The sequence below is a fragment of the Curtobacterium sp. C2H10 genome (genome assembly GCF_025407985.1).
Classification (GTDB): domain Bacteria; phylum Actinomycetota; class Actinomycetes; order Actinomycetales; family Microbacteriaceae; genus Curtobacterium.
Genome location: NZ_JABXGF010000013.1, coordinates 1 through 14,601, shown reverse-complemented (window position 1 = coordinate 14,601; position 14,601 = coordinate 1). Strand labels below are relative to the sequence as shown.

Genomic DNA, 14,601 nt, shown 5'->3' with positions numbered 1-14,601 from the left:
CTCCGTCTCACAGGCGCGGCACCGTATCGTGACCGGCCGACACGACGAGAGGGACCGATGCAGTTCGAGCACATCGCGGGTGTGGGGACCCGGGTCTGGCGGTGGAGCCGGACCTCCGGGACGCAACCGCGCCTGCTCCACGCCGCGAAGGCCGCCGTCGCAGCCGTGCTCGCGTGGTTCATCGCGCGACACATGCCCGGGGTCGCGGCGGAGTACCCGTACTACGCACCGCTCGGTGCCGTCGTGGCGATGCAGACGACGGTGTTCGCGGGCATCCGGAGCGGGGTCCAGACGCTCGTCGGCATCGCGCTCGGCATCGTCATCGCCGGGTTCACGATGTGGGTCGGTGACCCTGGTTTCCTGGCGATCGCGCTGGCGGTGGGCATCGGGGTGCTCGTGGGCGGGTTCCGCGTCCTCGGCGAGGGCAGCTCCTGGGTGTCCACCGCCGCGCTCTTCGTCCTGCTCGTCGGTGGCGCCCACGCCGAGGGGTACTCGCTCGGGTACCTCGTGCAGATGGCCGTCGGGGTCGTGGTGGGCCTCCTGGTGAACTTCCTCGTCTTCCCGCCCCTGCGCTTCTGGGACGCCGAGCACCGGATCGACGCGGTCAACCAGGTGCTCGCAGACCACCTGGACGGGCTCGCCGAGGTCCTCGCAGGGGGCGAGCGCGACGAGAAGGCCTGGGACCGTCAGCAGGACCGACTGGACCGTGCCATCGCCGACGTCCGCTCCCGGGTGTCGATCGCGCACGAGAGCCGCCGACTGAACCCGCGCGGGGCACTCCGTGGGTCCCGGGCACGGCTCGAGCAGGACGGTGCCCGCTTCCGCGCCCTCGAGCGGGTCGCCTGGTACACGACGGACCTCACCGAGCTCGTCGCCCGGTCGGGTCCGGTGTCGGAGGGGCTCGGGCGACCGGACCCCGAGTTCGCCGAGCCGCTCGCGACGGCCCTCCGTGAGCTCGCGTGCATGGTCCGCGGCGAGTGCCCCGAAGAAGCGGGCGACGACGCGATCGCCGAGGTCGAGCGGGCGCTGGACGCATCGCGCGAGAACCCGTCGCACGTCGCGGTCACGTCCGCCGCACTCGTGGCGATGCGCGGCATCGTGGAGTCCGAGCGCCGGGCGACGAACGACCTGGACACCCGCACGGGGCCGTCCGCCTTCCGGAATGCCCGCGGCTGACCCTCGACTTCATAACACTGCAGTTATAGAGTGTCGACGTGCACGCGTTCGACGTCCTCGGTGACCCCGTCCGACGCCGGCTCACGGAACTCCTCGCCGAGGGGGACCGGACGGCCGGTGCGCTGACCGACGTCATCAGGGCCGAGTTCGGCATCTCCCAACCCGCGGTCTCCAGGCACCTGCGCGTCCTGCGCGACGCCGGGTTCGCCACGGCGGCACCGCGGGGGACCGCACGCGTCTACCGACTGGAACCCCGCGCCGTCGAGGAACTCGACCGCGCCGTCGAACGGTACCGCGCCCTCTGGCGGCAGCGGCTCGACGCCCTCACGACCGAGATCGCCCGGGGCCGACGTGCTCCGGGTACCCCCGCCGACGTCCACCCCGAGGAGCACTGACATGCGCACCACCGACGGCACCGTCGAGGACTCGCCCTCCGGCGGGTACCTCATCCGCTTCGCCCAGACCTACCCGACGACCGTCGAGGACCTCTGGGACGCCATCACCGACCCCGAACGGCTCTCGCGCTGGATGGCCCCGTACGAGGGCGACTTCCACCTCGGCGGCCGCTGGCTCGCGCGGTACGACGACGGCACGGTCTTCACCGAGGGGACCGTCACGGCGTGCGACGCTCCGCGCACGTTCACGACCACCTGGCACGCCCGCGACGAGCACGAGACGACGATCACCGTCACGGTCGAGCCGGTCGAGGACGGTGCCGCCCTCCGGCTCGAGCACGACCGTGTCGGCGGCCGGGACTACGCACCGGGGTGGCACACGTACCTCGAGCTGCTCGAACTCGACCTCGCCGGGGAGCTCGACGGCATCGCGGCCTTCGACTGGGACGCGCGCTACGCCGAACTCCGGCGGCGGTACCCGGTCACGTGATCCCGGGCCGGACGCGTGCGGTCGTCCGTAGACTCGTACCGTGTCCGAACTGCCGCGCGTCGCCGTCCTCGGGCCAGTGACCGTCGCGGATCCGACGGGAGCGCCGACGGCGGTGCCCGGTGCCCTGGCACGCGGGTTCCTCGTCGCGCTCGTGCTCGCGCGTGGACACGCCGTGACGACCGAGGCGCTCATCGACGAGCTCTGGGGCGACGACCAGCCGCGGGGTGCCCGGGCAGCGCTGCAGACCCTCGTCTCCCGGCTCCGGCGCAGCACGGCCGACGGCGTCGTCGTGTCGACCAGCACCGGGTACGCACTCGGGGTCGACCCCGGCTCGGTCGACCTGACGGCCGCCGAGCGCGCGGCTGCCAGCGAGGACGTCGCGGTGGTCCGGGCAGCACTCGACGGCTGGCGGGGCGACCCCGGCGCGGACGTCGACGGGGACCTCGGCGCCGCGCTCGCCGACCGCGCGGCAACTGCCCGCCGTGCGCTCCGACGCCGGCTCGGCGAACTCCTCCTCGACCGCGGGGACGCGGCCGAGGCGGCCGCGCTGTGGCTCGCCGAGTCCGAGGCGAACCCGTTCGACGAGGTCGCCGTCGCCGGGTGCATGCGCGCGCTGGTCGCCGCCGGCCGGAACGCCGAGGCGCTCGCCGCGTTCGCGACGCACCGCGACCGCCTCGCGGACGAGCTCGGCGCGGACCCCTCGGCCGACCTGGTGCGGCTGAACGCCGATCTGCTCCGCCGGTCCGCCGCCGACTCCGGTCGTGCTCGTCGGGTCGGGCTGCGGGCCGCGCCGAACACGCTCGTCGGGCGGCAGGAGGACCTCGCCGCCGTCACGGACCTCCTGTCCCGCAACCGGCTGGTCACGATCCTCGGTGCGGGTGGGCTCGGCAAGACCCGCCTCGCGCAGGCCGTCGCCGCCGGTGTGCCGCCGACCACCGGCGTGGTGGTGTTCGAGCTCGCACCGATCGCCACCGCCGAGGACGTCGTCCCCGCGCTCGGTGCCCTGCTCGGGGTGGCCGAGTTCCGCTCCGCCCGGGCGCTGCGGGAGGTCGTCGTCGCCGACCTGCGTGCGCGGGTGGGGCGGGCGCTCGGGGAGGCCCCGACGGTCCTCGTCCTGGACAACTGCGAGCACCTCGTCGGCGACGTCGCCGGGTTCGCCGCCGACCTGCTCGCGAGCATCCCCGACCTCCGGATCCTCACGACGTCGCGCGCACCGCTCGCGATCGCCGGCGAGGTCGTGGCGCCCCTCGCGCCCCTCCCGGTCGAGGCCGACGGCGCCGCGGTCCGGCTGTTCACCGAGCGCGCCCGGGCCGCCCGACCCGGGGCCGTGCTGCCCGTGGACACCGTCCGCCGCATCTGCACGCGGCTCGACGGGTCGCCGCTCGCGATCGAGCTCGCCGCGGCGCGGATCCGGGGGATGAGCGTCGACGAGATCGAGCGCCGGCTCGACGACCGGTTCGCCCTGCTCCGCGGCGGCGACCGCAGCGCCCCGGAGCGGCACCGCACGCTCCTGGCGGTCATCGAGTGGAGCTGGCGCCTGCTCGACGCGGGCGCGCAGGACCTCCTGACCCGCCTGGCACTGTTCCCGGACGGCCTGGCGGTCGACGCCGTCGAGGCCGTGGCCGCGCCGGACCGCCGGGACGATGCGCTCGACGACCTCGCCGAACTCGTCGAGCAGTCCCTCGTGCAGCTCGTCGAGGTCGAGGGGGAGCCGGTCCGCTACCGCCTGCTCGAGACCGTCCGCGAGTTCGGGGCCGCACGGCTCGACGAACGCGGCGCCACCGAGGCGGTGCGCACGGCGATGATCCGCTGGGGGCGGGACTTCGCCGCCGCCAGGAACCTCTTCACGCTCACCGGTCCGGAGCAGCTCGACCGCTTCCACGAGGTCCAGCGCGAGGCCGACAACCTCGTGACCCTGCTCCGCTGGAGCCTCCGCGCCGACGACGCCTCGGCGACCGCGCACGTCTTCGCCGCCCTCGGGGCCTACTGGACGCTCCGGGGTGCCCACGGCGAGGTCACCGCGATCGCGTCCGACGTGGTCGCGGTGCTGCGCTCGGGTCCGCCCGCGGCCGAGGACGTCGCCGCGGTGCACGTCGGACTCGTCGTCGCCGGGGCGTCCTCGGCGTTCGACGACCGCCGGACCGCCGCCTGGGCGATCTCCACGCTCCGGCGCCTCCGCCGTGTCGGGACGACGGGGTTCCCGGTGCTCGACGCACAGGCGGCCCTGCTCCTGACGCTCGGGCGTCCGGCGGCGGGCACCGCGCTCCTCGCGCGCCTCCGCGACGATCCCGACGAGGGCGTGGCCGGCACCGCCAACATGCTCAGCGCGCCCCTCGCCGAGAACGACGGCGAGTTCGCGGCGGCCCTCCGGTACGCCACCCGGGCGCAGACCCTCGCGGAGCGCACCGCCGACGCGTGGACGATCGGCACCGTGGCCGTCACCATGACGCAGCTCCTCGCCCAGACCGGCCGGTACGCGGACGCCCTCGCGAACGCCGACCGCGCCCGTGAGCAGCTCGAGCGCTTCGGCGCCGAGGACGACCTGTACGAGATCGGCTGGACCGTCGGGCTCTGCTCGGCCGCGACCGGCGCCGTGGACACCGCCCGGTCGATCGCCGCCGAGCTGCAGCACCGACCGGTCGCGGGGCGGGGCGGCTTCGACGGCGACCGCTCCCAGATCGGCGTGCTCGCCGTCGCGATCGGCGCGGAGTGCCTCCGGTTCGAGGGCGACCTCGACGCCGCTGCAGCGCAGTACACGGCGGCGTGGGACTGGGTGTTGCCGCACCGGAAGGCGACTCCGCACTGGACCGTGATGGCGGGCGCGGCGCGGATCGCAGCGGTCGACGAGGCGGCGCTCGGCGCGCCCGACGGAGCCGCACCGCGCCTCCAGGCCGACGAACGCGCGGTCGCTCGCCGCATCCGGAAGGCCGCACTCGTGATGATCCGCGTCCACCCGTGGTGGCTCGACCTGCCCGTCATCGGCACGACGCTGGCGGGACTCGCGGTCGCGGCGGCGCGCAGCGACCGTCCGGCCGAGGCGGCCCGGTGCTGGGGTGCCGCGATGCGGTTCGGCACCCGGCAGGACTTCGCGGTGCTCGCCCACGGACGGCTCCGACCGCTCCTCGTCGACGCGCTCGGCGCGGCCCGCGTCGCGGACGCCGAGACGGTCTCGGCCGGATGGGACCGGACCGAGGCCGTCGCGCGGGCGAGGACGCTGCTGGAGGACCTCCGCTACGCCTTCCGCATGTAGGCGCGGACCGTCAGCGGCGCGAACACGGCGACCACCACGGCGGCACCGAGCAGGCTGATCCAGAGGTCACCGGTGACGGCGCCGTGGTTGATCAGCTCGCGGACGGCGGTGATGAGGTGCGAGATCGGGTTGACCTCGGTGAACCAGCGCAGCCAGCCGGGCAGGGTGTCCGTGGGGACGAACGCGTTCGACAGGAACGTCAGCGGGAAGAGCACCAGGTTGGCGATGCCGGAGACGCTCGACGCGGTGCGGGCGATCACGCCGAAGTAGGCGAAGATCCAGCTGATCGACCAGGCGACGACGATCACGAGCACGCCGGCCAGCACGACCGCCGCGGCACCGCCCTCGGGACGCAGGCCCATGATGATCCCGACCGTGAACGTGATGGCGGTGGCGATCGCGTACCGGACCGTGTCGGCGAGCAGCGCACCGGCGAGCGGCGCGATGCGGGCGATCGGCAGGGACTTGAAGCGGTCGAACACGCCCTTGTCCATGTCCTCGCGGAGCTGGACACCGGTGACGATCGAGGACGTGATGTTCGTCTGCACGAGGATGCCGGGGATGATGACGGGCAGGTAGCTGGAGACGTCGCCGGCGATCGCGCCGCCGAAGATGTACGTGAACATCACGGTGAAGACGATCGGCATGAGCGTCACGTCGAACAGCTGCTCGGGCGTGCGACGGACCTTCACCAGGCCGCGGTACGCCATCGTGAAGGACTGCCGGACGGTCGCGCCGAGTCCGGAGCCGCCGATGCCGGGGCGAGGGGCGACCCGCGGCGCCGATGTGGGGGTGGGGGCGATGGTGGTCATGCGATGCTCCCTTCGAGCTCGCGCGAGGTGTCGTCGTCGGTGGTGGCCGGGGCACCCGTGATGGTCAGGAACACCTCGTCGAGCGTGGGCTTCTGCACGCTCATCTCGGCGAGGGAGATGCCGGCGTCGCGGAACGACACGAGCAGGTCGGTCACGCGGTCCGGGTCGGACATCGGCGCGGTGAGGCGCGAGCCCTCGGGGCTGGCCACCGCGTCGACGCCGAGGCTGTTCCGCACGATGGTGCGGGCAGCGTCGAGTCGGAGCGGGTCGGCCAGCCGGAGCTGGAGCGAGCTCGACCCGATGGACGCCTTCAGCTCGTCGCCCGTGCCCTCGGCGACGACGCGGCCGTGGTCGATCACGGCGATGCGGTCGGCCAGCTGGTCGGCCTCGTCGAGGTACTGCGTCGTCAGCAGGACGGTGGAGCCGGTCGCGACGAGCTCCCGGATCGTGTCCCACATCTGGGCGCGGGTGCGGGGGTCGAGACCCGTCGTGGGCTCGTCGAGGAACAGCAGCGGCGGCTGTGCGATGAGGCTCGCGGCGAGGTCGAGACGCCGACGCATGCCGCCGGAGAAGTTCTTCAACGGACGCGACGCAGCCTCGGTCAGCCCGAAGCGCTCGAGCAGCTCGGCGGCCTTCCGCTTCGACTCGGCGCGGCCCAGGCCGAGCAGGCGCGAGAAGATGACGAGGTTCTCGGTCGCGCTGAGCGTCTCGTCGACGCTCGCGTACTGGCCGGTCACGCCGATGAGGGAGCGGACGGCCTGCGCCTCGCGGCGGACGTCCCGCCCGAAGATGCGGGCCTCGCCGGCGTCCGCCTTGAGCAGCGTCGCGAGCATGGAGATGGTGGTGGTCTTGCCGGCGCCGTTGGGGCCGAGCACGCCGTAGACCGTGCCGGCCTCCACGCGGAGGTCGACACCGTCCACTGCGCGGTTCGTCCCGAAGGTCTTCACGAGGCCGGTGGCCTCGACCGCGAGCGGTGTGGTGGTCATTCGCGCAGGTCCTTTCGTGGTGACTCGACGTGGTTCGTCGATGTCGAGGACGATGGTGCCGCGGCCCGCTCACGCGGCACTGACGTGGCACTGACACCGGGGCGGGGCGCGTGTCAGCACGGGGGCCAGGAGGCGCGGTCCGGCCCCGGTACGGTGGCCTGGTGGACGAGACGGCAGGCCCGCAGGGCGGCGGTGACGGTGGCGGCGTGCGGCTGCGGCTGGACATCGCGTACGACGGTGCCGCGTTCTCCGGGTGGGCCCGGCAGCCGGGTCTCCGGACCGTGCAGGGCGCGCTCGAGGCCGCGCTCGCCACCGTCTTCACCCGGTGGGGCGAGCCGCCGCTGCTCACCGTGGCCGGGCGCACCGACGCGGGCGTGCACGCCACCGGGCAGGTCGCCCACCTCGACCTCACACCGGCGCAGTGGGACGCGCTGGCCGCCAAGCGGGGGTCGGGGCGCTCGCCGCTGGACGGGCTCGTCAAGCGCGTGAACGGCATCGCGGCGCCGGAGGGGGACGTCGTCGTCACCCGGGCCTCGGTCGCGCCGGAGGGGTTCGACGCCCGGTTCTCGCCGCTGTGGCGCCGCTACTCGTACCGGATCGCGGACGCCGACGCCCCGCGCGATCCACGTCGACGGGGGCACACGGTCTGGCACCCGACGCGGTTGGACCCGGCGGCCATGGAGCGCGGTGCGCTGCGGCTGCTGGGGCTGCACGACTTCGCGACGTTCTGCAAGCCGCGCGAGGGGGCGACGACCATCCGGACGTTGCAGGAGTTCCGCTGGGACCGCGAGCCGGACGGCGTGCTGGTGGCGCGCCTCCAGGCCGACGCCTTCTGCCACTCCATGGTGCGCGCGATGGTGGGGGCGACGATCGCCGTCGGCGAGGGCCGGTTCGGCGCCGACCGGCTCGAGGAGCTGCGGGTCGCCGAGGCTCGGACGAGCGAGTTCAAGGTCGCGCCGGCGAAGGGCCTCACCCTGACCGAGGTCGGGTACCCGGCGGACGACGACCTCGCGGCGCGGGCGTCGCAGACCCGTGCGCGACGCGGAGGGCCCGACGACGGCGGTACCGTCGGGGGATGACCTCCCGCGAACCCCGCTCCGTCGTGTCCGTCGCACCCGGGGTGGTGTTCGTCGAGGGGCCCGTCTCGAACTGGGTGGTCCTCGCCGAGGAGGACGGTGTCGCACTGATCGACGCCGGCTACCCGGCCGACACCGACCTCGTGCTCGACACCGTGCGGTACGCCGGCCACGAGCTCGACGACCTGCGCCGGGTGTACGTCACGCACGGGCACGTCGACCACGTCGGCGGCATCCCCGGCATCCTCGAGCGCTACCCGCACGTCGAGGTGCTCGCCCACGCCGACGAGCTCGACAACGTGCGCGGGCCCGCGCGGCAGCAGGTGACGCCGGCCGAGATCGGCGGACGACTGGCCGCGCCCCGGGTCCTCCGGTGGCTCGCCCGCGCAGTGCGCTCCGACGCGCTGCGACCCACCGCGGTGCCGACCGCCCGCGCGTTCACGGGTGCGGACTTCGTCGGCCGGGCGATCGCGCCGCTGCCGGCCACCGGGCACACCGACGGGTCCACGGCCTACCTGCTGCCCGCCGCGAACGCGATCGTCACCGGGGACGCCGTCGTCAGCCGGCACGACACGCAGCCGTCGTCGTGGGAGCCGCGGCCGCGCATGATCACGTCGTTCTTCACGGCCGACCAGGAACGAGCGCTCGAGTCCGCGCGGGCGCTGCCGATCCCGGACGTCCTGCTCCCCGGACACGGGCCGGCCGTGCACCGCGTCGGGTCCACCTGGCGGCCGATCGGGTCCTGATCCCCGGGCACCGCGCACCGCCGCCGCCTGCACCCCGATCAGGGGTGGAACGGATCGTTCACCCGCCGGAAACCTGAGGGGCCCCGCAGGTCGGTACCGTGCGACCATGCACAGATCCGTCGGGCGCACTCTGCTGTGCGCCACCGCTGCAGCCGCGCTCGTCGCCGCTCCGCTCGTCTCCGTCTCCACGGCCACCGCGAACCCCCAGGGCTCCGGGCTCGTCATCGCCGAGGCATACCTCAAGGGCGGCAGCGCGAACCAGCCCTTCACGAACAAGTTCGTCGAACTCGGCAACCCCACCGACAGCCCCGTCAGCGTCGACGGCTGGTCGGTGCAGTACCGCGCGGCGACCGGTACCGGAGCGCCCTCGGTCGGCAAGCTCGCCGGCTCCGTGCCCGCGCACGGCACCTACCTCGTGCAGATGGGCTCGAACGGCACGAACGGCGAGGCGCTGCCCGAGCCGGACGCCGTCACCGGGCTGAACCCCTCCGGGTCGACCGGCACCCTCGTCCTCGCCGACCAGGCGACGGCGCTGACACTCCCCGCCGGCGCCGTGACGGCGGGCACCCCCGGCGTCGTCGACCTGCTCGGCTACGGCACGTCGAACACCTTCGAGACCGCGGTCGCACCGACCGGCACGGCGAACGCCGTCCCGGACGCGCTCACCCGTCAGGGCACGACCGACACCGACTCGAACGCCGCCGACTTCCGGGTGACGACGACCGTCTCGCCGGAGAACGCCGCGGGCGAGACCACGCAGCCGACGGACCCGACCGACCCCACGGACCCCACCGACCCCGGTGACGGCGGTACGACCCCGGCCGAACGGGTCACGATCGCGCAGCTGCAGGGCACCGGCGACGCCTCGCCGTACGCCGGGAAGACCGTCACGACCGACGGCGTCGTCACCGCGGTGTACGCCACCGGCGGCTTCAACGGCTACACGGTCCAGACCGCCGGCACCGGCGGCGCGCTCGACCTCGGGAAGCACACCGCCTCCGACGCCGTCTTCGTCTACTCGTCGGCGACCGTCGGCAGCGTGGCGATCGGGGACGCGGTGCGTCTCACCGGCACGGTGTCCGAGTTCAACGGCCTGACCGAGCTGACCGTGCCCACCGCGTCCGGCCTGACGAAGCTCCCCGCCGCGGGGGTCGTCCAGCCGGTCCCGGCCACGCTGACCTTCCCGCGCACCGACGCACAGCGCGAGTCCCTCGAGAGCATGCTCGTGGCGCCGCAGGGCGACTACACCGTCGCGGACAACTACACGACGAACCAGTACGGCGAGGTCGTGCTCGCATCGGGGAAGCAGCGCCTGCTCCAGCCGACCGAGGTCGCCCGTCCGGGCAGTGCCGAGGCCGCCGCCGTGACCGCGGACAACGCGGCGCGCAAGGTCGTCCTCGACGACGGTGCCAGCACGAACTTCCTCAGCGCGGCGAACCAGTCGATCCCGGTGTCGTGGCTCACGCAGGGCCCGGTCACGGTCGGCGCCGCGGCGACCTTCCACGAGCCGGTCGTCCTCGACTACCGGAACGACTCGTGGAAGTTCCAGCCGACGTCGCCGATCACCGGCGCCACCCCGGCTGCCGACCTGCCGGCGTCGTTCTCGGACGTCCGCACCGCAGCCCCGGAGAACGTCGGCGGTGACATCCGCCTCGCCGGGTTCAACGTCCTGAACTACTTCCCGACGACCGGCGACCAGCTCACCGGGTGCACGTACTACACCGACCGCGACGGCGACCCCGTGACCGTCCGGGGCGGCTGCGACGCCCGCGGTGCCGCGAACGCCGACGACCTCGCCCGCCAGCAGGTGAAGATCGTCAAGGCGATCAACGGCCTCGGCGCCGACGTCGTCTCCCTCGAGGAGATCGAGAACTCGGCGCGCTTCGGCCAGGACCGTGACGCGGCCGTGGCGACCCTCGTGGCCGCGCTCAACGCCGCGACCGGCAAGGACACCTGGGCGTACGCGAAGTCCCCGTCGAAGCTCCCGTCGAGCGAGGACGTCATCCGCCTCGCGCTCATCTACAAGAAGGACCGCGTGCAGCCGGTCGGCTCGTCGACGATCCTCACCGACTCGACGGCGTTCACGAACGCCCGCCAGCCGCTCGCGCAGGCCTTCGCCCCGGTCGTCGCGAAGCCCGGCAAGGGCAAGGGCGCGCAGAAGCCGAGTGCCAAGGACACCTTCCTGGTCATCGCGAACCACTTCAAGTCGAAGGGCTCCGGCGAGGGCGTCGACGCCGACCAGGGCGACGGGCAGGGTGCGTCGAACCACTCGCGCGTCGAGCAGGCGAAGGCGCTCGTGACGTTCTCGACCGCGATGCAGCGCCAGGCGCGGACCGACAAGGTGTTCATGCTCGGCGACTTCAACGCCTACAGCGAGGAGGACCCGGTCGTCGCCCTCGAGGACGCCGGCTACACGGACCTCGGCCCGACCGAGGACGCATCCGAGTGGTCGTACGTCTTCAGCGGACTGAGCGGCTCGCTCGACCACGTGTTCGCGTCCCCTGCTGCGCTGGAGACCGTCACCGGCGTGGACATCTGGAACATCAACTCGGTCGAGTCGGTGGGCCTCGAGTACAGCCGGTACGACTACAACGTCACGGACCTGTACCAGGACGACGTGTACCGGGCGAGCGACCACGACCCGGTCGTGGTCGGCATCGACCTGCCGGGCGTCGGCACCCCGGGAGGCGGGGACCCCGGCCACGGCGGCGACCCCGGACACGGCGGGAACCCGGGCCACGGCGGTCCGGTCGCGGACGCGCTGGCGGCGCTCGCCGCCCTGCTCGCGTGGTTGCGGAGCCTCTTCGGCTGACGTTCGCTGCACCGGACGGGAGGCGCGGTGCCAGCCGGCACCGCGCCTCCCGTCCGTCCTGTCTCCGTTTGACCGCCGTCACGTGCGTCGGGTAGGCTCTCACCTTGGTCTGCGCGCTCTGTGCGCCGGACAGTCAGATGAGCCCTCCACCGGGCCGTTCACACGGGTTCTCCCACGTGAACACCCACCGGAGCGGGATTCACGGACTCCTCACCTCGACACGAAAGCAGCACCACTGTGACTCGTACGTTCTCCCCGAAGCCGGCAGACGTCCAGCACGACTGGATCGTCATCGACGCGACCGACGTCGTCCTCGGCCGCCTCGCCACCCACGCCGCGGCGCTCCTGCGCGGCAAGCACAAGGCCACCTTCGCCCAGCACATGGACATGGGTGACTACGTCATCATCGTGAACGCCGACAAGGTCGCCCTGACCGGTTCGAAGCTCGCGAAGAAGGTCTACTACCGCCACTCGGGGTACCCGGGCGGCCTCACGGCGACCTCCTACCCGGAGATGCTCGAGAAGCACCCGACCCGCGCCGTCGAGAAGGCGATCCGCGGCATGCTCCCGAAGAACACCCTCGGTCGCGAGCAGCTCAAGAAGCTGAAGGTCTACGCCGGCGCGGAGCACCCGCACTCGGCGCAGCAGCCCAAGGCGTACACCTTCGACCAGGTCGCACAGTAGTTCCGGCCACGACGACTTCCAAGGACTAGGTAAAACTCATGGCTCAGATCGCTGACTCCCTCGACCAGACCCCGGAGAGCTTCACCACGGAGAGCGCACCCGCCGCTTCCGAGGCCGCTCCCCGTCAGATCCTCAACGTCTCGGGCGGTGCCGTCGGGCGCCGCAAGGAGGCCATCGCACGCGTCCGTCTCGTCCCGGGCTCCGGCTCGTTCGTCGTGAACGGCCGCTCGCTCGAGGACTACTTCCCGAACAAGCTGCACCAGCAGCTCATCAACGACCCGTTCAAGGTGCTCGAGCTGCTCGGCGCCTACGACGTCGTCGCCCGCATCACCGGTGGTGGCCCCTCGGGTCAGGCTGGTGCGCTCCGTCTCGCCATCGCCCGTTCGCTGAACGAGATCGACCGCGAGAACAACCGCGCCACCCTCAAGAAGGCCGGCTTCCTCACCCGTGACGCCCGCGTCATCGAGCGCAAGAAGGCCGGTCTCAAGAAGGCCCGCAAGGCTTCGCAGTTCTCGAAGCGCTAGTCGTCACCGGCTGAAGATCGCAATGCCGCGTCTGTTCGGTACCGACGGGGTTCGTGGTCTCGCCAACGGCGAGCTGACGGCCGCGCTCGCACTGGGTCTTGCCCAGGCGAGCGCGGCCGTCCTCACACACGGACACCACGCGGACGCCCGCCGGGCGTCCGGTCGACCGCGCCCTCGTGCGGTCCTCGCGCGCGACCCGCGCGTCTCCGGCGAGTTCCTCGGTGCCGCGGTCGCGGCCGGGCTCGCCTCCGCCGGCGTCGACGTGCTCGACGCCGGGGTCATCCCCACCCCCGCTGCGGCGTTCCTCGTCGCGGACATCGACGCCGACTTCGGCGTGATGATCTCCGCGTCGCACAACCCCGCTCCCGACAACGGGATCAAGTTCTTCGCCACGGGCGGCCGGAAGCTCCCGGACGAGGTCGAGGACCGCATCGAAGCGGCCATGCACGACCACTCCGCACCGACCCCCACCGGTGGCGACGTCGGCCGGATCACCCGGTTCGCCGACGCCGAGGACCGCTACGTCGTCCACCTGCTCGGCACGCTGCCGCACCGGCTCGACGGCATCCACGTCGTGCTCGACTGCGCGAACGGCGCCGCCGCGGGTGTCTCGCCCGAGGTGTTCGTCAACGCCGGGGCCCGCGTGACCCTGATCGGTGCCGACCCGGACGGCATGAACATCAACGACGGTGTCGGGTCCACCCACATCGACAACCTCGCCCGCGCGGTGCTCTCGCACGGTGCGGACGTCGGCATCGCCCACGACGGTGACGCGGACCGCTGCCTCGCGGTCGACGCCGCCGGCAACGCGATCGACGGCGACCAGATCATGGCGATCCTCGCGCTGTCGCTGCAGGAGCGCGGGCGCCTGGCGTCCGACACCCTCGTCGCGACGGTGATGTCGAACCTCGGGCTGAAGCGGGCCATGGCGGACGCGGGCATCACGATGCTCGAGACCGGTGTCGGCGACCGCTACGTCCTCGAGAAGATGACCGAGGGCGGGTACTCGCTTGGCGGCGAGCAGTCCGGCCACATCATCTTCAACGAGTTCGCGACCACGGGCGACGGCATCCTCACCGGGTTGCACCTCGTCGCCGAGATGGCCCGGACGGGCAAGACGCTCGAGCAGCTCGCGTCGTGCATGACGGTGTTCCCGCAGGTGCTCGTGAACGTGCGCGGGGTGGACCGGCACGGCCTGGCCGACCAGGGCGTGCAGGACGCCGTCGCCGCTGCGACCGCCGCACTCGGCGACGCGGGGCGCGTGCTGCTCCGGCCGTCCGGCACCGAGCCCGTCGTGCGGGTCATGGTCGAGGCGGCCTCCCAGGCCGATGCCGAGCGGATCGCCGAGGAGCTCGCAGCCGTGGTGCGCGAGCGCCTGGCGCTCGACGCGGCGTAGGCGCGCGGCGCGCGCTCGGCGCGCTCGGCGCGCGCGCTCGCACAACCAAAGTCCGTCGGAACCACGCAGATGCGTGGTTCCGACGGACTTTGCTTGTGCGGCGGCAGCTCGAGCCGCCCGGCGGCGGCGGCGCGCGGCGTCGGCCGCACCGGACGAGCCGCGTCGAACCACGGATGCGACATCGAACCAGCCCCCGCGCCCGGTTCCACGTCGGATTCGTGGTTCGGTGCAGCGGCCCGCCGCCGGCGGCGCCC

At 73.1% G+C, this 14,601-nt stretch carries 12 protein-coding genes; 10 read left to right on the top strand and 2 right to left on the bottom strand.

Annotation, left to right across the window (positions count from 1 at the left end; all coding sequences use genetic code 11):
• The first annotated feature begins 57 nt into the window (after positions 1–57).
• Genes HWD93_RS07465 through HWD93_RS07450 form a run of 4 tightly spaced genes read left to right on the top strand, consistent with a single transcriptional unit; the run spans position 58 to position 5,311 of the window.
• Positions 58–1,176, top strand: coding sequence for an aromatic acid exporter family protein (locus HWD93_RS07465; protein WP_071295212.1), 1,119 nt, complete (start codon positions 58–60; stop codon positions 1,174–1,176).
• Between the two features lie 38 nt (positions 1,177–1,214).
• Positions 1,215–1,571, top strand: coding sequence for a metalloregulator ArsR/SmtB family transcription factor (locus tag HWD93_RS07460; protein WP_261646485.1), 357 nt, complete (start codon positions 1,215–1,217; stop codon positions 1,569–1,571).
• 1 nt (position 1,572) lies between these two features.
• Positions 1,573–2,061 (top strand): SRPBCC family protein, encoded by a 489-nt coding sequence (locus HWD93_RS07455; protein ID WP_261646484.1) that lies wholly within the window; start codon positions 1,573–1,575, stop codon positions 2,059–2,061.
• Positions 2,062–2,101: 40 nt separating this feature from the next.
• Positions 2,102–5,311, top strand: coding sequence for a BTAD domain-containing putative transcriptional regulator (locus tag HWD93_RS07450; RefSeq protein WP_261646483.1), 3,210 nt, complete (start codon positions 2,102–2,104; stop codon positions 5,309–5,311).
• Here HWD93_RS07450 and HWD93_RS07445 read toward each other — a convergent pair.
• A complete protein-coding gene (locus HWD93_RS07445; protein WP_092385277.1) occupies positions 5,293–6,123 on the bottom strand; it encodes an ABC transporter permease in 831 nt (276 codons plus the stop codon). The genes HWD93_RS07450 and HWD93_RS07445 overlap by 19 nt on opposite strands.
• On the bottom strand, positions 6,120–7,109 hold the full coding sequence (locus tag HWD93_RS07440) for an ATP-binding cassette domain-containing protein (RefSeq protein ID WP_261646482.1): 990 nt from the start codon (positions 7,107–7,109) through the stop codon (positions 6,120–6,122). The genes HWD93_RS07445 and HWD93_RS07440 overlap by 4 nt, the downstream gene beginning before the upstream one ends.
• Positions 7,110–7,270: 161 nt before the next feature.
• Here HWD93_RS07440 and HWD93_RS07435 point away from each other — a divergent pair, with 161 nt between their 5' ends.
• From HWD93_RS07435 to glmM, 6 genes are all read left to right on the top strand, one after another.
• Positions 7,271–8,188 (top strand): tRNA pseudouridine synthase A, encoded by a 918-nt coding sequence (locus HWD93_RS07435; protein ID WP_261646481.1) that lies wholly within the window; start codon positions 7,271–7,273, stop codon positions 8,186–8,188.
• Complete coding sequence (locus HWD93_RS07430; protein ID WP_071302495.1) at positions 8,185–8,931, top strand: MBL fold metallo-hydrolase; 747 nt, start codon at positions 8,185–8,187, stop codon at positions 8,929–8,931. Before HWD93_RS07435 ends, HWD93_RS07430 begins: the two co-directional genes overlap by 4 nt.
• A 106-nt stretch (positions 8,932–9,037) precedes the next feature.
• Positions 9,038–11,743, top strand: coding sequence for an ExeM/NucH family extracellular endonuclease (locus tag HWD93_RS07425; RefSeq protein ID WP_261646480.1), 2,706 nt, complete (start codon positions 9,038–9,040; stop codon positions 11,741–11,743).
• 237 nt (positions 11,744–11,980) lie between these two features.
• Positions 11,981–12,427, top strand: a complete 447-nt coding sequence (gene rplM / locus HWD93_RS07420; protein ID WP_022906970.1) for a 50S ribosomal protein L13 — start codon at positions 11,981–11,983, stop codon at positions 12,425–12,427.
• Positions 12,428–12,465: 38 nt separating this feature from the next.
• Positions 12,466–12,951, top strand: a complete 486-nt coding sequence (gene rpsI / locus HWD93_RS07415; RefSeq protein WP_022906971.1) for a 30S ribosomal protein S9 — start codon at positions 12,466–12,468, stop codon at positions 12,949–12,951.
• 22 nt (positions 12,952–12,973) lie between these two features.
• Positions 12,974–14,347 (top strand): phosphoglucosamine mutase, encoded by a 1,374-nt coding sequence (glmM, locus tag HWD93_RS07410; RefSeq protein WP_070417698.1) that lies wholly within the window; start codon positions 12,974–12,976, stop codon positions 14,345–14,347.
• Positions 14,348–14,601: the final 254 nt, after the last annotated feature.